The sequence below is a fragment of the Pseudomonas laurylsulfatiphila genome (assembly GCF_002934665.1).
Lineage (GTDB): Bacteria > Pseudomonadota > Gammaproteobacteria > Pseudomonadales > Pseudomonadaceae > Aquipseudomonas > Aquipseudomonas laurylsulfatiphila.
In genome coordinates, this window is the sequence record NZ_NIRS01000006.1 from 525906 (window position 1) to 544331 (window position 18426).

General features: G+C 57.9%; 18 protein-coding genes, 2 tRNA genes and 2 pseudogenes. 5 read left to right on the top strand and 17 right to left on the bottom strand.

What is annotated here, in order from left to right; translation table 11 throughout:
• From iscA to trmJ, 6 genes are all read right to left on the bottom strand, one after another.
• Entirely contained in the window at window positions 1–324 is a 324-nt protein-coding gene (iscA, locus tag CD175_RS24635; protein WP_007974004.1) for an iron-sulfur cluster assembly protein IscA, read from the bottom strand.
• A gap of 28 nt (window positions 325–352) precedes the next feature.
• Window positions 353–739 (bottom strand): Fe-S cluster assembly scaffold IscU, encoded by a 387-nt coding sequence (gene iscU, locus CD175_RS24640; RefSeq protein WP_007974006.1) that lies wholly within the window; start codon window positions 737–739, stop codon window positions 353–355.
• A gap of 83 nt (window positions 740–822) precedes the next feature.
• Entirely contained in the window at window positions 823–2037 is a 1215-nt protein-coding gene (locus CD175_RS24645; RefSeq protein WP_008057730.1) for an IscS subfamily cysteine desulfurase, read from the bottom strand.
• 50 nt (window positions 2038–2087) lie between these two features.
• Window positions 2088–2579: a Fe-S cluster assembly transcriptional regulator IscR gene (gene iscR / locus CD175_RS24650; RefSeq protein ID WP_007974010.1), complete on the bottom strand. Its 492-nt coding sequence runs from the start codon at window positions 2577–2579 to the stop codon at window positions 2088–2090.
• A gap of 277 nt (window positions 2580–2856) precedes the next feature.
• Complete coding sequence (gene cysE / locus CD175_RS24655; RefSeq protein ID WP_015093624.1) at window positions 2857–3633, bottom strand: serine O-acetyltransferase; 777 nt, start codon at window positions 3631–3633, stop codon at window positions 2857–2859.
• Window positions 3634–3635: 2 nt separating this feature from the next.
• Entirely contained in the window at window positions 3636–4406 is a 771-nt protein-coding gene (trmJ, locus tag CD175_RS24660; RefSeq protein WP_007974014.1) for a tRNA (cytosine(32)/uridine(32)-2'-O)-methyltransferase TrmJ, read from the bottom strand.
• A gap of 146 nt (window positions 4407–4552) precedes the next feature.
• On the opposite strand from trmJ, the gene suhB reads away from it, so the two are divergent.
• A complete protein-coding gene (gene suhB, locus CD175_RS24665) occupies window positions 4553–5371 on the top strand; it encodes a type III secretion system regulator SuhB (RefSeq protein WP_007974015.1) in 819 nt (272 codons plus the stop codon).
• Between the two features lie 236 nt (window positions 5372–5607).
• On the opposite strand, the gene CD175_RS24670 is transcribed toward suhB, so the two are convergent.
• From CD175_RS24670 to queA, 6 genes are all read right to left on the bottom strand, one after another.
• The gene (locus CD175_RS24670; RefSeq protein ID WP_104450787.1) at window positions 5608–6156 is read right to left on the bottom strand and encodes a glycine zipper 2TM domain-containing protein; all 549 of its coding nucleotides are present in this window, start codon (window positions 6154–6156) and stop codon (window positions 5608–5610) included.
• 121 nt (window positions 6157–6277) lie between these two features.
• Window positions 6278–7192, bottom strand: a complete 915-nt coding sequence (gene secF / locus CD175_RS24675) for a protein translocase subunit SecF (protein WP_007980597.1) — start codon at window positions 7190–7192, stop codon at window positions 6278–6280.
• A gap of 9 nt (window positions 7193–7201) precedes the next feature.
• Window positions 7202–9070: a protein translocase subunit SecD gene (gene secD / locus CD175_RS24680; RefSeq protein ID WP_007980595.1), complete on the bottom strand. Its 1869-nt coding sequence runs from the start codon at window positions 9068–9070 to the stop codon at window positions 7202–7204.
• 64 nt (window positions 9071–9134) lie between these two features.
• The gene (yajC, locus tag CD175_RS24685; RefSeq protein WP_007956696.1) at window positions 9135–9470 is read right to left on the bottom strand and encodes a preprotein translocase subunit YajC; all 336 of its coding nucleotides are present in this window, start codon (window positions 9468–9470) and stop codon (window positions 9135–9137) included.
• Between the two features lie 43 nt (window positions 9471–9513).
• Complete coding sequence (gene tgt, locus CD175_RS24690) at window positions 9514–10629, bottom strand: tRNA guanosine(34) transglycosylase Tgt (RefSeq protein WP_162130301.1); 1116 nt, start codon at window positions 10627–10629, stop codon at window positions 9514–9516.
• Window positions 10630–10643: 14 nt separating this feature from the next.
• Window positions 10644–11708 carry a tRNA preQ1(34) S-adenosylmethionine ribosyltransferase-isomerase QueA gene (gene queA / locus CD175_RS24695; RefSeq protein ID WP_104450788.1) on the bottom strand — a complete coding sequence of 355 codons (1065 nt, stop codon included), beginning with the start codon at window positions 11706–11708 and terminating at the stop codon, window positions 10644–10646.
• A 107-nt stretch (window positions 11709–11815) separates the two neighbouring features.
• Between queA and CD175_RS24700 the strand changes: the two genes are divergently transcribed.
• The 4 genes and pseudogenes from CD175_RS24700 to istB all read left to right on the top strand — a co-directional run bounded on the left by CD175_RS24700 (window position 11816) and on the right by istB (window position 14692).
• Window positions 11816–11900: transfer RNA gene (locus tag CD175_RS24700), tRNA-Leu, on the top strand.
• Window positions 11901–12066: 166 nt separating this feature from the next.
• Window positions 12067–12294, top strand: a pseudogene (locus CD175_RS24705) (Arm DNA-binding domain-containing protein); the annotation flags it as partial.
• Window positions 12295–12396: 102 nt separating this feature from the next.
• Window positions 12397–13896, top strand: coding sequence for an IS21 family transposase (gene istA, locus CD175_RS24710; RefSeq protein ID WP_104450822.1), 1500 nt, complete (start codon window positions 12397–12399; stop codon window positions 13894–13896).
• Window positions 13889–14692 carry an IS21-like element helper ATPase IstB gene (gene istB, locus CD175_RS24715; protein ID WP_104450790.1) on the top strand — a complete coding sequence of 268 codons (804 nt, stop codon included), beginning with the start codon at window positions 13889–13891 and terminating at the stop codon, window positions 14690–14692. The genes istA and istB overlap by 8 nt, the downstream gene beginning before the upstream one ends.
• A 170-nt stretch (window positions 14693–14862) precedes the next feature.
• Here the strand turns inward: istB and CD175_RS24720 are convergent.
• The 5 genes and pseudogenes from CD175_RS24720 to CD175_RS24740 form a co-directional block, all read right to left on the bottom strand.
• A pseudogene (locus CD175_RS24720) lies at window positions 14863–15402 on the bottom strand (IS66 family transposase zinc-finger binding domain-containing protein); the annotation flags it as partial.
• Window positions 15403–15483: 81 nt separating this feature from the next.
• A complete protein-coding gene (gene tnpB, locus CD175_RS31810) occupies window positions 15484–15819 on the bottom strand; it encodes an IS66 family insertion sequence element accessory protein TnpB (protein ID WP_034149241.1) in 336 nt (111 codons plus the stop codon).
• Window positions 15819–16175, bottom strand: coding sequence for an IS66-like element accessory protein TnpA (gene tnpA / locus CD175_RS24730; RefSeq protein WP_240628883.1), 357 nt, complete (start codon window positions 16173–16175; stop codon window positions 15819–15821). The genes tnpB and tnpA overlap by 1 nt, the downstream gene beginning before the upstream one ends.
• Before the next feature lie 120 nt (window positions 16176–16295).
• On the bottom strand, window positions 16296–18155 hold the full coding sequence (locus tag CD175_RS24735; RefSeq protein WP_104450791.1) for a site-specific integrase: 1860 nt from the start codon (window positions 18153–18155) through the stop codon (window positions 16296–16298).
• Between the two features lie 109 nt (window positions 18156–18264).
• Window positions 18265–18341 (bottom strand) — tRNA-Arg (locus CD175_RS24740).
• Between the last annotated feature and the right edge of the window lie 85 nt (window positions 18342–18426).

The window sequence follows — 18426 nt, forward strand, 5'->3', positions numbered from 1 at the left end:
TCAGATGTTGAAGCTTTCGCCGCAGCCACATTCACCGCGCACGTTGGGGTTGTTGAACTTGAAGCCTTCGTTCAACCCTTCCTTGACGAAATCGAGTTCGGTGCCGTCCAGGTAGGCCAGGCTTTTCGGGTCGATAATCACTTTTTCGCCGTGACTTTCGAACACCTGGTCCTCAGCAACCACCTCGTCGACAAACTCCAGCACGTAGGCAAGGCCGGAACAGCCCGTGGTGCGAACACCCAGACGAATCCCCTCACCCTTGCCGCGCCCGTCGAGGGAGCGTCGCACGTGCTTGGCCGCCGCTTCTGTCATGCTGATAGCCATCGTTGACTCCTTACTCGTCGCCAAATGCTTAGATCAAGCCTTTCTTCTGCTTGTAGTCGCGAACAGCCGCCTTGATGGCGTCTTCAGCGAGTACCGAGCAGTGGATTTTCACTGGCGGCAGGGCCAGTTCTTCAGCCAGCTGGGTGTTCTTGATGGTTTCCGCTTCGTCCAGGGTCTTGCCCTTCATCCACTCGGTGGCGAGGGAGCTGGACGCGATAGCCGAACCGCAGCCGTAAGTCTTGAACTTGGCATCTTCGATGATGCCGGCGTCGTTGACCTTGATCTGCAGGCGCATCACGTCGCCGCACGCCGGAGCGCCGACCATGCCGGTGCCGACATCAGGATCTTCCGCGTCCATCTTGCCGACGTTGCGCGGGTTTTCGTAGTGGTCGATGACCTTTTCGCTGTAAGCCATGATTCTCAATCCTCACTCATCAGAGAGTCGCTCTTTGAGCCCCGCAACCGAAGTTCGCGGGGCCGGTTCGCGGCGACTTGAAATCAGTGTGCCGCCCACTCGATTTTCGAAATGTCGACACCGTCTTTGTACATATCCCACAGCGGCGACAGAGCGCGCAGCTTGGTTACGGCCTCGCAGACTTTCTGCGCGGCGTAGTCGATTTCTTCTTCGGTGGTGAAACGGCCGAAGGTGAAGCGGATCGAGCTGTGAGCCAGTTCGTCGTTGCGGCCCAGGGCGCGCAGTACGTACGAAGGCTCAAGGGATGCCGAGGTGCAGGCCGAACCGGACGAAACCGCCAGATCCTTGAGCGCCATGATCAGCGACTCGCCTTCAACGTAGTTGAAGCTCAGGTTCAGGTTGTGCGGAACGCGGGCGGTCAGGCTGCCGTTGACGTACAGCTCTTCCAGATGCTCGACCTGCTTGTAGAAACGGTCGCTCAGGGCCTTGATGCGCACGTTCTCGGCAGCCATGTCTTCCTTGGCTACGCGGAAGGCTTCGCCCATGCCGACGATCTGGTGGGTCGCCAGGGTACCGGAACGCATGCCACGCTCGTGGCCGCCACCGTGCATCGTCGCTTCGATACGTACGCGCGGCTTGCGGCTTACGTACAGGGCGCCGATACCTTTAGGACCGTAGGTCTTGTGGGCGGAGAACGACATCATGTCGACTTTCAGCTTCTGCAGGTCGATCTCGACCTTGCCGGTGGACTGAGCGGCGTCGACGTGGAACAGGATGCCCTTGGAACGGAGCAGTTCGCCGATCGCTGCGATGTCGTTGATGGTGCCGATTTCGTTGTTCACGTGCATGACCGACACCAGGATGGTGTCGTCGCGCAGTTCGGCTTCGATCATCTCAGGCGTTACCAGGCCATCGGTGCGAGGCTCGATGTAGGTCACTTCGAACCCTTCACGCTCCAGTTGGCGCATGGTGTCCAGGACAGCCTTGTGCTCGATCTTGGTGGTGATCAGGTGCTTGCCTTTGGTGGCGTAGAAATGTGCCGCACCCTTGATTGCCAGGTTGTCGGATTCGGTGGCACCGGAGGTCCAGACGATTTCGCGCGGGTCGGCGTTGACCAGATCGGCCACCTGACGACGGGCGTTTTCAACGGACTCTTCAGCTTTCCAGCCGAACACGTGGGAACGGGACGCCGGGTTACCGAAGTTTCCGTCGACCAGCAGGCATTCACTCATCTTTTGCGCGACACGCGGATCAACCGGGGTGGTCGCAGAGTAATCAAGGTAAATCGGCAATTTCATGGACTATCTCCTAAATCAGGCTGGCTGGCGTGCCGCTAGCTCTTTGGCTGTCATTCGACGGCGGACGCTTCAATCTTGTCCAGGCGTGGCACCTTGCTGTTGCAACGGCGCTGGTCCTGACGCTGGGCTACTTCTTGCACCTCACGGCGAGTCACAAGGTCAGCCAAGCTGATACCGCTCAGAAATTCGTGAATCTGCAGGCTCAGGTCGCACCACAAGTGGTGGGTCAGACAGGTGTCGCCTTGATGGCAATCACCCTGCCCCTGGCATTTGGTGGCATCGACCGATTCGTTCACCGCATCGATCACCTGGGCGACCTGGATGCCCTGCATGTCGCGGGACAATTGGTAGCCACCGCCCGGACCACGCACGCTGGACACCAGATTGCTGCGGCGCAATTTGGCAAAAAGCTGTTCGAGGTAGGACAGGGAGATGCCTTGGCGCTCGGAGATATCGGCCAGGGACACGGGCCCGTGCTGCGCGTGCAACGCCAGGTCAAGCATGGCGGTCACGGCGTATCGGCCTTTTGTAGTCAGTCGCATGGACAATTACCACGGAGTTCGGAATGAGGCGAGTATGCAATTCCCGAGTATTTAAGTCAACTATAAGACCTAGTACTTTAGTCGGGATTACCCGCAAAGAGCGGGCGCATCATAGCAGGGTCTGCGGCTTAATGGCACACCGCTTAGCGCAGCGCCATTACCCAAATACGACCCCCAATCCCTGTAGGAGCTGCCGAAGGCTGCGATCTTTTGACTTTGATTTTTAAAAAAACAAGATCAAAAGATCGCAGCCTTCGGCAGCTCCTACACAAAGGCGTCAGCTGGCCTGGGTCTGGTCTTTGTCTTTTACGCAGGCGAAGTCTTCTTCGCGCAGCTCAGGCAGATCTTTCGCACAGTAATTACTGCCCAGATCCTTCAACGCCCCGCACATTCCCTCCAGACGCCCATCGACCGCCTGCAGGTGGTCGAGCAACTGGTTGATGGCGCGTGCCACCGGGTCAGGCATGTCTTCAGTCACGCCATAGGCATCAAAACCAATCTTCTCGGCCATGGCCTTGCGCTTGGCATCCTGCTCTTCGTCGGATTTGACGATGATCCGCCCCGGAATCCCGACCACGGTCGCCCCCGGAGGCACTTCCTTGGTCACGACAGCATTGGAACCCACCTTGGCACCGGCACCGACAGTGAACGGACCAAGCACCTTGGCGCCCGCCCCGACCACGACGCCATCACCCAGGGTCGGATGACGCTTGCCCTTGTTCCAGCTGGTGCCGCCCAGGGTCACGCCCTGGTAAATAGTGACGTCGTCGCCGATCTCGGCGGTTTCACCGATGACGATGCCCATGCCATGGTCGATGAAGAAACGTCGACCGACCTTGGCCCCCGGATGGATCTCGATCCCGGTCAGCCAGCGACCGAAGTTCGACACCAGCCGCGCCAGCCACTTCAGGTCCGCGCGCCACAGCATCGCCGACAAACGGTGAATCCAGATGGCGTGCATGCCGGGGTAGCAGGTCAGGACTTCAAAAGCGTTACGCGCCGCCGGGTCTCGATGGAATACGCTCTGGATATCTTCACGCAAACGCTCAAACATCATTAATCCTTCCGCTTTAGAAGCTCACCACGGGCCGCTTTCTGGGTTTCCGTGAGGATGCCACGCAAAATATTCATTTCCGCCCGGCTGACCGAGCTGCGTCCGTACAACCGGCGCAGGCGCGCCATCAAGTGCCGTGGTTTTTCCGGATCGAGGAATTCGATGGCCACCAGAGTTTGCTCCAGGTGCTCATAGAACCGCTCCAGCTCGTCCATGGTCGCCAGCTCAGCGCTTTTGACCGAAGCCACCTCTTCCTTCTCGACCTTGCTTGGCTGGCCTTGGGCGGCCAGCCAGGACATGCGCACTTCATAGCTCAACACCTGCACCGCCGCCCCAAGGTTCAGCGAACTGAACTCAGGGTCGGATGGGATGTGCACGTGATAATGACATCGCTGCAGCTCTTCGTTGGTCAGGCCGGAATCTTCACGACCGAACACCAGGGCGATTTCCGCGCCCTGCCCGGCTTCCTCGACCACCTTCGTTCCGCATTCGCGGGGATCGAGCAGCGGCCAGGGAATGCGCCGGTCGCGGGCACTGGTACCCAGCACCAGATTGCAGCCGACCAGGGCATCTTCCAAGGTGGCGACGACTTGCGCGTTTTCAAGGATGTCACCGGCACCGGAAGCACGGGCGTCGGCTTCGTGATGCGGGAACTGACGAGGCTCGACCAGCACCAGCCGCGACAAGCCCATGTTCTTCATGGCACGCGCAGCCCCGCCGATATTGCCCGGATGGCTGGTATTGACCAGGACGACACGAATGTTATGCAGCAAGGGAGGCGCTCTCGAACACGATAATCGGGAGCGGAATCTTACAGCTGAAGCTACCGTTAAGCCATGAAAGCGAACGTCGTCCTTCTCCTGTAGAAACTTTCTGATAGAATGCCCGGCTTTCTTTAACAACCTTAGGTGACACATCCATGCAGCCCATGCTGAATATCGCGCTGCGCGCCGCCCGCAGCGCCAGTGAATTGATCTTCCGCTCCATCGAGCGCCTGGATACCATCAAGGTCGACGAAAAAGACGCCAAGGATTACGTATCCGAGGTGGATCGCGCCGCTGAACAGAAAATCATCGACGCCCTGCGCAAGGCGTACCCGAATCACTCGATCCTGGGTGAAGAGACCGGCATGCACGCCGGCACCGGCATCGAAGGCGAAGAGTACCTGTGGATCATCGATCCGCTGGACGGCACCACCAACTTCCTGCGCGGCATTCCTCACTTCGCTGTCAGCATTGCCTGCAAATACCGCGGTCGCCTGGAGCACGCTGTTGTTCTGGACCCGGTTCGCCAGGAAGAATTCACCGCCAGCCGTGGTCGCGGCGCTCAACTGAACGGTCGTCGCCTGCGCGTCAGCGGTCGCACCAGCCTGGACGGCGCCCTGCTGGGTACCGGCTTCCCGTTCCGTGACGAGCAGATGGACAACCTCGACAACTACCTGGGCATGTTCCGCGCCCTGGTTGGCCAGACTGCCGGCATCCGCCGCGCAGGTTCCGCGAGCCTGGACCTGGCCTACGTGGCCGCCGGCCGTTTCGACGCGTTCTGGGAGTCGGGCCTGTCCGAGTGGGACATGGCCGCAGGCGCCCTGCTGATCCAGGAAGCCGGCGGTTTGGTGAGCGACTTCACCGGCGGTCACGACTTCCTCGAGAAAGGCCACGTCGTTGCCGGCAACACCAAATGCTTCAAGGCAGTTTTGACGGCGATCCAGCCGCACCTGCCGGCCTCGCTGAAGCGCTAAGCTTCCCGCGACAGAAAAAGCACCCTTCGGGGTGCTTTTTTTATGCCTGGAATTCCACCGCAACCCTTTGTAGGAGCCGGCTTGCCGGCGATCCAATCTGACATTCACTATTGATGTCGACTGTTACACCGCGATCGCCGGCAAGCCGGCTCCTACAGGGATTGGTGGGGACGCATAAATTGTGGGCACAAAAAAGCACCCCGCAGGGTGCTTCTTTTTTGTCCGGCTTCAGCAGATCACTGACCCTGCTGATTCTCCGACAGGATCAACTTGCCTTCCTTATCCACCGGAATCTGGTTGCCCGGATCACGATCCATGCGCACCTTGCCTTCCTTGCCGTCCAGCGAATACCGCACGTCGTAACCTACAACCTTGTCACTGATGTCGTTGACCGTGTTGCAGCGGGTCTGGGTCGTGGTGTAGGTATCACGCTCTTGCATGCCTTCCTGCACCTTGTTGCCGGCATAACCACCACCGACAGCACCCGCGACCGTGGCAATCTTCTTGCCGGTGCCGCCACCGATCTGGTTACCCAGCAAACCACCTGCCAATGCACCGACCACCGTACCGGCGATCTGATGTTGATCTTTCACCGGCGCCTGCCGGGTGACCGTTACATCCTTGCACACTTCACGTGGAGTCTTGATTTGTGTCTTGACCGGCTCAACGGCGAGTACTTGTGCGAACTCAGGACCGCTTTTAACCAGGCTGTAGGTGGCCACAGCGCCCCCGGCAGTCACACCGACAGCACCCAGTACAGCACCAACCAGCATCGACTTGTTCACATGAACCTCCTGGACCATCACATGCGGAACGTGTCCGCGCTTCTCCCAGCCTTGGAGCACAAAAAAAGGCGCGAGTTCAACTCGCGCCTTTTTTGGACTACATCGCAGAGAGAAACTTCCCTCAAGGACGGTCGTCGACTTCCTTCTCGGTATTGGCAGGAGGAATCAGGTCTTCCGTGCTCAGGTTCAGCCAGATCAGCACCACGTTCGCGATGTAGATCGACGAGTAGGTACCCGCCAGAACACCGATGAACAGGGCGATGGAGAAGCCGAACAGGTTGTCGCCGCCGAAGAACAACAGGGCCGCGATCGCCAGCAAGGTGGAGATCGACGTCGCCATGGTCCGCAGCAGGGTTTGCGTGGTCGAGATGTTGATGTTCTCGATCAGGCTGGCCTTGCGCAGGACACGGAAGTTCTCACGAACCCGGTCGAATACCACGATGGTGTCGTTGAGCGAGTAACCGATGATCGCCAGTACCGCCGCCAGCACCGTCAGGTCGAAGGTGATCTGAAAGAACGACAAGATACCGATGGTCACGATCACGTCGTGGATCAGGGACACGATCGCACCGACCGCGAACTTCCACTGAAAGCGGAATGCCAGGTAGATCAGGATGCCGCCCAGCGCCATCAGCATGCCGAGGCCGCCCTGGTCGCGCAGCTCTTCACCCACCTGCGGGCCGACGAACTCGACGCGCTTGACCGTCGCCGGGTTCTCGCCGCCGACCTTCTGCAAGGCCTCGGCAACCTGGTGACCCAGTTGCGGGTCTTCGCCCGGCATGCGCACCAGCAGATCGGTGGTCGCACCGAAGTTCTGCACGATGGCTTCGTGATAACCCGCAGTTACCAGCTGCTCACGCACCTTGGTGACATCGGCCGGACGCTCGTAGGTCAGCTCGATGAGCGTACCGCCGGTGAAGTCCAGGCCCCAGTTCATGCCCTTGTGGAAGACACTGAACAAGGCCAGTGCGGTAAGGAACAATGTGACGCCGAACGCAAAGTTGCGAACGCCCATGAAGTTGATTGTACGTAACATGGCAGCCCCTTAAATCCACAACTTCTTGAAGTCACGACCGCCGAAGATCAGGTTGACCATCGCGCGGGTCACCATGATGGCCGTGAACATCGAGGTAAAGATCCCGAGGGACATGGTCACTGCGAAGCCCTTGACCGGGCCGGTGCCCATGGCAAAGAGGATGCCGCCGACCAGCAGTGTGGTCAGGTTGGCGTCGAGAATCGCGGTGAAAGCCCGGCCGAAGCCTTCGTTGATTGCGCGCTGCACGGTCATGCCGGCGGCGATCTCTTCACGAATCCGCGAGAAGATCAGCACGTTGGCGTCGACCGCCATACCCATGGTCAATACGATACCGGCGATACCCGGCAGGGTCAGCGTTGCACCCAGCAGCGACATCAGCGCCAGCAGCATCACCATGTTCACCGCCAGAGCGACGGTAGCAATCAGACCGAAGAAGCGGTAGATCGCCATGATGAACAGCGAGACGAACAGCATGCCCCACAGCGACGCATCGATACCCTTGGTGATGTTGTCGGCACCCAGACTTGGACCAATGGTGCGTTCTTCAGCAAAGTACATCGGTGCAGCCAGACCACCGGCACGCAGCAGCAGCGCCAGCTCGGACGACTCTCCCTGGCCGTTCAGGCCGGTAATACGGAACTGGGCACCCAGCGGCGACTGGATGGTCGCCAGGCTGATGATCTTCTTCTCTTCCTTGAAGCTCTGAACCGCCACGTCTTTCTCGACGCCGTTGACCACTTGCTTGGTGTAAGTGGTGACCGGACGCTGCTCGATGAAGATCACCGCCATGCTGCGACCGACGTTCGAACGGGTCGCACGGCTCATCAGCTCGCCGCCGTGGCCGTCCAGACGAATGTTCACTTCCGGCGTACCGTGCTCGCCGAAGCCAGCCTTGGCGTCAGTCACCTGGTCACCGGTGATGATCAGGCCACGCTCGATCAGCGCAGGAGGACGCTTGCCCTCACGGAACTCGAAGGACTCGGAAGTGGCTTTCGAAGCACCCGGCTCAGCAGCCAGACGGAACTCGAGGTTGGCCGTCTTGCCGAGGATACGCTTGGCTTCGGCGGTGTCCTGCACGCCCGGCAGCTCAACCACGATGCGGTTGGCGCCCTGACGCTGGACGATCGGTTCGGCAACACCCAGCTCGTTGACGCGGTTACGTACCGTGGTCAAGTTCTGCTTGATGGAGTATTCGCGGATTTCCGCCAGCTTGGCCGGGGTCATCGCCAGACGCAGCACCGGTTGACCATTGAGGTCGGCCGGAACAATGTCGAAATCGTTGAAGTTCTTGCGGATCAGCACACGGGCCTGTTCACGGCTGTCTTCATCAGCGAAGCCCAGCTGGATGGCACCATTGAGTTGCGGCAGGCTGCGATAGCGCAGCTTTTCTTTACGCAGCAGGCTCTTTACATCGCCTTCGTAGACTTTCAGACGCGCGTCGAGGGCTTTGTCCATGTCCACTTCCAGCAGGAAGTGCACACCACCGGACAAGTCCAGACCCAGCTTCATCGGGTGCGCAGCGAGGTTGCGCAGCCATTGCGGGGTGGTTTGTGCCAGGTTCAAAGCAACGACGTAGTCATCACCCAACGCCTTGCGCACAACGTCCTTGGCCGGCAGCTGGTCTTCAGCCTTGGTCAGGCGAATCAGCCCGCCCTTGCCGTTGGCGGCCAGGGTGGCAGCCTTGACGTTGATCCCGGATTCCTTGAGCGCCGTGCTTACACGATCCAGATCAGCCTGATTGACCTGCAGCGCAGTGCTTGCACCGCTGACCTGAATGGCCGGGTCATCAGGGTAAAGATTGGGAGCGGAATAAATCAGACCGACCGCCAGCACCGCCAGGATCAGAATGTATTTCCACAGAGGATATTTGTTCAGCATCACGCCGCCCGTTTATGACGCGGGGCGCCTTGCGCGCCCCGTCGATTGAAGATGAAGTTGAAACTTAGATCGCTTTGAGCGTGCCTTTTGGCAGCGTTGCAGCGATGGCACCTTTCTGGAATTTCATTTCGACGGTGTCGGAAACTTCCAGAACGACGAAATCGTCGGCCACTTTAGTGATCTTGCCGGCGATGCCGCCGGTGGTCACAACTTCGTCACCCTTTTGCAGGCTGCTCAGCAGGTTTTTCTGCTCTTTGGCGCGCTTGGCCTGTGGACGCCAGATCATCAGGTAGAAGATGACCAGGAAGCCGACCAGGAAAATCCACTCGAAACCGCCGCCCATAGGGGCTGCCGCAGGTGCTGCAGCGTCTGCCATGGCATTAGAGATAAAAAAGCTCATTTAGCACTCCAGTTGCAAATGTTGAATCTTGGGGTCAGAAAACTCAGTCCAAAGGCGGAACAGGTAACCCGCGTTTGGCGTAGAAGGCATCGACAAAGGCGGCCAATGTACCCTGTTGAATAGCCTCGCGCAAACCAGCCATAAGCACTTGATAATGACGCAAGTTATGGATGGTATTGAGCATGCTTCCCAGCATTTCGCCGCACTTGTCCAGGTGATGCAGATAAGCGCGGGAGAAGTTCTGGCAGGTATAGCAATCGCAGGTCGGATCGAGCGGCGAATCATCATGGCGATGGAACGCGTTTCGGATCTTCAGCACGCCGGTATCGATGAACAGATGCCCATTGCGGGCATTACGGGTTGGCATCACGCAATCGAACATGTCCACACCGCGGCGCACACCCTCAACCAAGTCTTCCGGTTTGCCAACGCCCATAAGGTAACGAGGTTTGTCAGCCGGCATCATGCCCGGCAGGTAGTCCAGCACCTTGATCATCTCGTGCTTGGGCTCGCCCACCGACAGGCCGCCGATGGCCAGGCCGTCGAAGCCGATCTTGTCCAGGCCCTCAAGGGAGCGCATGCGCAGGTCCTGGTGCATGCCGCCCTGAACGATGCCGAACAGCGCCGCGGTATTGTCGCCATGGGCTTCTTTCGAACGCTTGGCCCAACGCAGGGACAACTCCATGGAAATACGCGCGACATCTTCATCAGCCGGGTACGGCGTGCATTCGTCGAAAATCATCACGATGTCGGAGCCCAGGTCACGCTGGACCTGCATCGACTCTTCCGGGCCCATGAACACCTTGGCGCCGTCGACCGGGGAGGCGAAGGTCACGCCCTCCTCCTTGATCTTGCGCATGGCGCCCAGGCTGAACACCTGGAAACCACCGGAGTCAGTCAGGATCGGGCCTTTCCACTGCATGAAATCGTGCAGGTCGCCGTGCTTCTTGATCACTTCCGTGCCCGGGCGCAGCCACAGGTGGAAGGTGTTGCCCAGAATGATTTCAGCGCCAGTCGCCTCGATATCCCGTGGCAGCATGCCCTTGACCGTGCCGTAGGTGCCCACCGGCATGAAGGCCGGGGTCTCGACGGTACCGCGCGGGAAGGTCAAGCGACCGCGACGAGCCTTGCCATCAGTGGCCAGCAGCTCGAAAGACATACGACAGGTGCGACTCATACTGTTTCCTCTGGGCCCGATTCTTTAGGGGCAGTCGGCGCAGGATTACGCGTGATGAACATCGCATCACCGTAGCTGAAAAAGCGGTAACCGTTGTCGACCGCAGCCTTGTAGGCCGCCATGGTCTCGGGATAACCGGCGAACGCCGAAACCAGCATCAACAGCGTGGATTCGGGCAAATGGAAGTTGGTGACCAGGGCATCGACCACATGAAACGGCCGACCAGGGTAAATGAAAATATCTGTATCGCCGCTGAACGGCTTGAGTACGCCATCGCGCGCCGCACTTTCCAGCGAGCGCACACTGGTGGTCCCCACGGCCACCACACGACCACCGCGCGCGCGGCACGCGGCAACGGCATCCACCACATCCTGGCCGACTTCCAGCCATTCGCTGTGCATATGGTGGTCTTCGATCTTCTCGACCCGCACCGGCTGGAACGTACCCGCGCCAACGTGCAGGGTCACGAACGCCGTCTCGACGCCCTTGGCGGCAATCGCCTCCATCAGCACCTGATCGAAATGCAGCCCCGCCGTCGGCGCCGCCACCGCACCCAAACGCTCGGCGTAGACGGTCTGGTAACGCTCGCGGTCGGCGCCTTCATCCGGGCGGTCTATATAAGGAGGCAACGGCATGTGCCCGACGCGGTCGAGCAGCGGCAACACTTCCTCAGTGAACCCCAGCTCGAACAACGCATCGTGCCGCGCCAGCATCTCGGCCTCGCCACCGCCGTCGATCAGGATCTTCGACCCAGGCTTCGGCGATTTGCTGGAACGCACATGGGCCAGCACGCGATGACTGTCGAGCACCCGCTCCACCAGGATTTCCAGCTTGCCGCCGGAAGCCTTCTGGCCAAACAGCCGCGCCGGAATCACCCGGGTATTGTTGAACACCATCAAATCGCCGGGGCGCAAATGCTCCAGCAAATCAGTGAATTGACGGTGTGCCAGGGCGCCGCTGACCCCATCCAGGGTCAACAGACGACTATTGCGACGCTCGGCCAAAGGATGGCGGGCAATCAGCGAATCAGGGAGCTCGAAAGTAAAGTCAGCAACGCGCATGATGGGGTTCGTCTAGCAGGGCCGGGAAGTCTAGCGGAATTATCAAAAATTCTCCATGTACCTGATTGACCAGCGGTTATCTCATCTCTATACTTCGCCGCCATTGAGCCCTGATGGCGGAATTGGTAGACGCGGCGGATTCAAAATCCGTTTTCGAAAGGAGTGGGAGTTCGAGTCTCCCTCGGGGCACCAAACACGTGTTTCAAGCTGTCTCTGACAGTCTACGAAACAACCTGCAAAGCCCGCCTAGTGCGGGCTTTGTTGTTTCTGGCTATATCTTCTTATCTAGCCCCATACCTTCCCTCCGTGTATCCCACCTTGTATCCTCAGGAAAACCCATAACTTTGGGATACATATCATGAAGCGCTCCGAGATCAAACGCCGCCCGCTGGCTGACACAGTGCTGAACAGCCTTGAACCAGATGCACAGGAATATCGGGAACTGCATGAACGCGGGCTTTACTTCCGGGTGAAGCCGAACGGCGGCAAATCGTGGCAGCTCCGGTACAAAAATGCGGCAAGTAAATGGGCATGGATGGGGTTAGGCAGTTATCCCGAGGTGAGCGCCAAGCGTGTTGCCGCTGACCGAAAACTGACCCAGTAATGGCTGTTCTGCCGACTGAAAACTGACCCAGGTGTTCAACTGCTTCTGCTCACTTTTCGAGCAGGAGAACACAGGGTGATCAGCATGGAAATGTTGGGAAAAATCCGGCGGATGTACTTCCGCGACAAGCTCTCGCTGCACCAGATAGCCAAGCGTACCGGGCTGTCGAGAAACACCATCCGAAAATGGGTCAGAGCGCCCGAAGCTACTCAGCCGGCGTACCAGCGGTGCGCGACCTTCAACAAACTCAGCCCTTTCCACGACACGCTGGAACAGGCGCTGAAAGCCGATTCGTTCCGGGCAAAGCACAATCGTAGAAGCGCCAAAGCACTTTTCGAGCAGATCAAGGCCGAGGGTTATGACGGCGGCTACAGCCAGCTCACAGCGTTTGTACGCTCGTGGCGAGGTGAGCAAGGCAAGTCTTTACGCGCTTTTGTACCGCTGACGTTTGCGCTCGGTGAAGCTTTTCAATTTGACTGGAGCGAAGAAGGGTTGCTGATCGGTGGCCTGTTTCGACGCATCCAGGTCTCCCACATGAAGCTGTGCGCCAGTCGCGCATTCTGGTTGGTTGCGTACCCTAGCCAAGGTCACGAGATGCTATTCGATGCCCATACACGCTCGTTCGGAGCGTTAGGTGGCGTGCCGCGTCGCGGCATCTACGACAACATGAAAACGGCTGTCGACAAGGTCAACAAAGGCAAAGGCCGCACGGTCAATGCCCGGTTTGCTGTCATGTGTGCCCACTACCTGTTCGACCCGGACTTCTGCAACGTCGCCTCGGGTTGGGAAAAAGGTATCGTTGAAAAGAACGTCCAAGACAGCCGGCGGCGCATCTGGATCGACGCTCAAGATTGCATGTTTCACACCTTCGAAGAACTGAATATCTGGCTCGGTCAACGCTGCCGGTCGCTCTGGAGCGAGCTGGAGCATCCGCAGTACAGCGGGCTGACGGTGGCGGAAGTTTTGGAGCTGGAACGGGTCGAAATGATGCCGATGCCGACGGCCTTTGATGGCTACGTCGAGCGCACCGTACGGGTCTCCAGCACCTGCCTGATCAGCGTGGCGCGAAATCGCTATTCGGTGCCTTGTGAACGAGTCGGCCAGTGGGTCAGCAGCCGTCTTTACCCATCCCGGATCGTGGTCATCGCCGATGACGCAATGATTGCCAGCCACGAGCGCCTCTTTGATCGAGATCAGGTCAGTTTTGACTGGCAGCATTACATCCCACTCATCGAACGCAAGCCGGGTGCACTGCGCAATGGCGCACCGTTTGCCGATCTGCCCAATCCGTTGCGGCTTCTCAAACGGGGCCTGAGACGTCACAGCAACGGTGATCGAATCATGACGCAGGTGCTCGCTGCCGTGCCCATCGCCGGTCTCGACCCGGTGCTGGTAGCGGTAGAACTGGTGCTTGAGTCGGGAAGTCTGAGCGCCGATCACATTTTAAATGTTCTCGCCCGACTCACCGCTACTGCACCAACGCCTTCCGTAGAAACCAGCCTGCAACTCAAGGTGGCTCCCGTTGCGAACACGGCCCGATATGACCAACTCCGTACAACAGATGAGGAGAGCCGCAATGCGTGACTTGATGGCAGAACTTAAAGAACTGCGCCTGCATGGCATGGCGCAGGCTTGGGAAGAACTGGCGGCCCAGGGAGAAGCTTCGACGGCATCCTCGAAATGGCTGCTTGAGCATCTGCTCCAACAGGAGCAGGCAGATCGCGCCGTGCGCTCTGTGAATCATCAGATGAACATGGCAAAGCTCCCCATGCACCGTGATTTAGCTGGCTTCGACTTCAGCGCTTCCAGCGCAGATGCCCGTCTGGTCAAGGAATTATCCAGCCTTGAGTTTACGGAGACTGCGCAAAATGTCGTGTTCATCGGTGGGCCTGGAACAGGCAAAACACACCTGGCCACCGCCTTGGCCGTGTCCGGAATCACGACGCATAACAAACGCGTGCGCTTCTACTCCACGGTGGATCTGGTCAATTTGCTGGAGCGCGAAAAACACGAGGGTAAAGCAGGCCGAATCGCTCAAGCGCTGCTTCGCACAGATCTGGTGATACTCGATGAGCTGGGATATTTGCCCTTCAGTCAGAGCGGTGGCGCCCTGTTATTTCATCTGCTGTCCAAGCTATACGAGCACACCAGCGTGCTCATCACCACCAACCTTAGCTTCTCGGAATGGTCGAGTGTGTTCGGCGACGCCAAGATGACCACGGCGTTGCTGGATCGGCTGACACACCACTGCCACATCGTCGAAACGGGCAACGAGTCCTACCGCCTGCAACACAGCACCTTGGCCGCCCAGACAAAGATCAAATCGCGTGAACGAAAGCGTAAGGACGAAGACGGTATCGAGGACGACGAAGCGTTTTGATCTGCATCGTAAACACCCTGCCGCATGCCTGCATGCGGCAGGGCCCGATGCGTCTTCAACCAGGACACTGCTGCTAAGCTTATCCACAATTGCTGGGGCAAAAATCAGCAATCCGCCCTGGGTCAATTTTCAATCGGCAGGGTGGGTCAGTTTTCAATCAGCGCCAACAGGATGCCTTTGTCGATGACATGCGCCGGTACCGGTGCCTGGATCAACGTCTCGCACTGCTCACAGGCCCATTTCCCACGGATATGGCGTTCGACGGTAAACACGCCGGGGGTGTAGTCGAGCTTTTCGCTGGCATCTTCACCGATGCGCTTGAGGGCGCAGCCGCATTGGCAATGGCTGTTGTCCGGTTCGTGGTGGATCAGCGTACGAGGAAACTGCGCTGGCAGCGGCGCACGCTTGGGTTGCTGACGCACTTTGGCCGCAGTCGGCGTTGATTGCAGTGCCTCAAGTTCAGCTTCGATAGCCGCGATGTCGGTGTCGATCAGGTCATCGAGCAAGCTAGCTTGAGCAGGACTTAGTTGTTCGCTGCGCTTGGCAAACTTGAAGCGCTTGAGCAGCGCGATCTCATGGGTCAGTTTCTCGTTGACTGTTTTGTGATGGTGGATTTGTTTGTCCATCGTCTCGACGCGCTGCATCAACTGCGCGGCCAGAGCACGCAGTTGTTCAGGGTTCAGTTGGTCGAGATTCGGGGCGGAAGTCATGCCGCTGATTTTGCCAGAGCAGGCATTAGGCGACGATAGGTTGATCGGACAATTGTGCTGGCGAGCTGGCCATGACAGAACTTAAAGCACAGTGATGACGCCGCCGGCACCGACTCTTTGCCACGGTAATCCGAGTATCAGGGCCTGAAGTTGCTCGGCGTCTAATTCAAGCTCTGAACCGTGTCGGACACCCGGCCAGAAAAAGCGCCCCTGGTGCAATCGACGTGCTGCCAGCCAGATGCCGACGCCGTCATGCACCAGCACTTTCATCCGATTGGCGCGGCGGTTGGCGAAGAGATAAGCACAGTGCGGCTTCGCCGCACCGAACACGGCCACTACCCGTGCAAGCGCGGTGTCGGTGCCCGCGCGCATGTCCATCGGCTCGGTGGCGAGCCAGATGGAATCGATGCGGATCATCAGATTAATCCCCGGACGAATCGGGCACATCCCTCGGGATCGTTGACGGGCCAGTTCACCACGAGGCTCCCATGCTCGCTTGGCACGTCGATTCTGATCGATGGCTCGGGACGATCATGAACGCAGGGTTCTAGTTTCAAAGGGATAAAAGCGGGCAGGTTTTTACTGTCCGCGTCGCGATAAAGCGGAATCCATTTACGCACGAGATTGGCATTGATCCCGTGGCTCAGCGCGACGCTTGCGATGGACGCACCAGCGTGCAGACATTCCTGAACGACTTGGGCTTTGAAAGGTTTGGGGTAAGAGTGTCGTTGGCGCATGGCGATCCGCTTAATAAGGCTAAAAATGGTGTCCACTTAAATAGGTGTCCACCATCGCCCTAAGCGTTGGGATCAGAAAGGTGTGTTGGCCGGACGCTTACGACGGCCATAACTTTTTCCATGCTCCTTTTTAGATGATGTCAATAGGCCGGCAAGCTACAAGCTGCTGCGGCGCTTGTCCATTGATGCCCCATAGTCGGCGGGCTGCTGCATCGGATTCAGGCCGTGGGTATTGCGGTGTTCCTGAATACAAGGTTTCAGTATGTGTCCCAGTCGCTGCTCAAAGTCGGCATAGGTTATGCTCGTAAGGTGTACGGGAAACTGTACGGTGTGCAGCACTCGGTGCAGTTTTGAGAGCAAATACCCTGAGCCGTAATCATCAGACTGATTTTTGTTCTTCGTCGCGTGCCCAGTGAATGCAGGGATTAGCCGGTCAGCCTCATCACTGGTGTTCCTAAGCAGATCAACAAAGGTATGGCGGAAAGCATGGAATTTCTTGCCGTCAGGCTTGCCATCATGGAGGCGCTTACGGATACCGATGCTATAGAAATAGCCACCATACGTCGTGCTGGGGCTTGGCATGCGGGTGAAGAAGGTGGTTGCGATTCCGCCCCAGCCTTTGATCTTCTGATAGGTGAGCCCGTCCGAGAATAGGTTTTTTCGACCTTCTCTTTGAGCTTGGGCCACAAAATCCAAGAACCCGATTCTGATCAGTTCGTTGTGGATAGGTATGAATCGATTGCTGTTATCGTTTTTCAACGATTTTGAACCTTCTTCAACGAGTCGAGCAAACCAGATCCCGGAATTCAGCTCTTGAGTGATGTCGGCTGTTTCCAGCTGACAGAGTTCATTGAGCCGTCCTCCAGTAAAAATGCCAAGCAGCGGAAGCCAGAATTGGTAAGGGAAAACAAGATTGGTTGGGCCGCTATCCGTTCCCTCGTAGAGATAGCCTGAGAAGATTGCGTGCAGCTCTTGGGTTGAAAACGGCTTGTCCTGTCGAGCGATACGCCCAGCCTCAATGTTGACAGACGGAACTTCAGTTTTGGTCGGCTCAATGTCTGTGTAGCCTTTGGCGTAAGCGAATTTATGCAGCACACTGAGCCGGATGATCATCTTTTCAATGGTTGGACCGCTAATCAGGTCGTCCCCTTGCGAGGCAAGGATCGATTCAATAGGTGAGTCCGGCGGCGGAATTTTTTTGCCGCGAAGGGCTTTGACCTGCTGAGTGAGTAGATACAGCTGATTGATATCTTCTAGCGTTAGAGAGCCAAACGGCCTGTTACCGCTCAGAATGGTAAGCCTGAGGGCGTGTCCCTGTTCGTCAGCGTGGGCGCTGGCTGACTTTTTTCTGTTCAGGCGCTGGTCAGTCTCACGTAGAAGCAGCCAAAGCTCATACAGAGTAGGGCTTGGTGGTTTTGGCACTATTGGTGCTGAGGTCGGGGCTGGCGCTGCTACGGTTGCGCCCGGTCTACGGAGCTGTTGCAGAGCTAGCTCATCTAATAGCTTCGGCAGAAGCTTCCGGAACCTTGTAAACGGGATTCCATTGCCTGCGGCAAAAACCTGATCTGCGAGGCCTTTCTGACTCTCTGGGATAGCCCGCTTTGCATTGCCGGTTAGCACTTCAGCTATGGCATTCCAGCGTTGCTGTATTTCGATTTTTTGCCAGTCTTCGTCTGAAAGGGTCGATACGGCTTTCTGCGCTGGTTCAGCCGGGTGGCTCGCCCACGCGCCAGCCGACTCAGCCTGCTCTATCTCATTAATGTAGAGCTCGTAATCTGCGTCTGTCGGAACGTAATCGTCTTTCCCTGCCACGGCTAACACCCTATCAAAAGCAGCTTCGAAGCATGCAGCGTATTGCCGGGCACGCTTAAGCGCTAGCCTGGCGCTGTCCGTTTTTAGCGAGCGTCGGATTTCCCTTTGTAAGGAAAAGGCAGTGCGAAGAGGTTTGGGAACCACTATGCGGAAGTAGTAGGTTTTATGTCTGTTGAGGGTGAGGAATGCGGGTTGGACTGGCATGGGCTGCACCGTTGCGATGCCCCACCTAAAAGCACGTCTCAGTGCCCCACCAGCCTTTCAGACCCTCTGTTTGTCGATAAATGTATACCGGACAAGCAGTTACAGAAAATGGTGCACCAGGCGGGATTCGAACCCACGACCCCTGCCTTCGGAGGGCAGTACTCTATCCAGCTGAGCTACTGGTGCAGCGGGCGCCATGATACTCATATGCACTGCGGGCGTCCATGCTGCTGAATCGCCTGCGTTTTTTTAAAGCTGTAACGGACGTTTG

Excerpts from the sequence above, each read along its gene's own strand:
- iscA (WP_007974004.1), bottom strand. The coding sequence starts at position 324 with ATGGCTATCAGCATGACAGAAGCGGCGGCCAAGCACGTGCGACGCTCC.
- iscU (WP_007974006.1), bottom strand. The coding sequence starts at position 739 with ATGGCTTACAGCGAAAAGGTCATCGACCACTACGAAAACCCGCGCAAC.
- CD175_RS24645 (WP_008057730.1), bottom strand. The coding sequence starts at position 2,037 with ATGAAATTGCCGATTTACCTTGATTACTCTGCGACCACCCCGGTTGAT.
- iscR (WP_007974010.1), bottom strand. The coding sequence starts at position 2,579 with ATGCGACTGACTACAAAAGGCCGATACGCCGTGACCGCCATGCTTGAC.
- cysE (WP_015093624.1), bottom strand. The coding sequence starts at position 3,633 with ATGTTTGAGCGTTTGCGTGAAGATATCCAGAGCGTATTCCATCGAGAC.
- suhB (WP_007974015.1), top strand. The coding sequence starts at position 4,553 with ATGCAGCCCATGCTGAATATCGCGCTGCGCGCCGCCCGCAGCGCCAGT.
- secF (WP_007980597.1), bottom strand. The coding sequence starts at position 7,192 with ATGTTACGTACAATCAACTTCATGGGCGTTCGCAACTTTGCGTTCGGC.
- secD (WP_007980595.1), bottom strand. The coding sequence starts at position 9,070 with ATGCTGAACAAATATCCTCTGTGGAAATACATTCTGATCCTGGCGGTG.
- yajC (WP_007956696.1), bottom strand. The coding sequence starts at position 9,470 with ATGAGCTTTTTTATCTCTAATGCCATGGCAGACGCTGCAGCACCTGCG.
- tgt (WP_162130301.1), bottom strand. The coding sequence starts at position 10,629 with ATGTCTTTCGAGCTGCTGGCCACTGATGGCAAGGCTCGTCGCGGTCGC.
- queA (WP_104450788.1), bottom strand. The coding sequence starts at position 11,708 with ATGCGCGTTGCTGACTTTACTTTCGAGCTCCCTGATTCGCTGATTGCC.
- istA (WP_104450822.1), top strand. The coding sequence starts at position 12,397 with ATGGAAATGTTGGGAAAAATCCGGCGGATGTACTTCCGCGACAAGCTC.
- istB (WP_104450790.1), top strand. The coding sequence starts at position 13,889 with ATGCGTGACTTGATGGCAGAACTTAAAGAACTGCGCCTGCATGGCATG.
- tnpB (WP_034149241.1), bottom strand. The coding sequence starts at position 15,819 with ATGATCCGCATCGATTCCATCTGGCTCGCCACCGAGCCGATGGACATG.
- CD175_RS24735 (WP_104450791.1), bottom strand. The coding sequence starts at position 18,155 with ATGCCAGTCCAACCCGCATTCCTCACCCTCAACAGACATAAAACCTAC.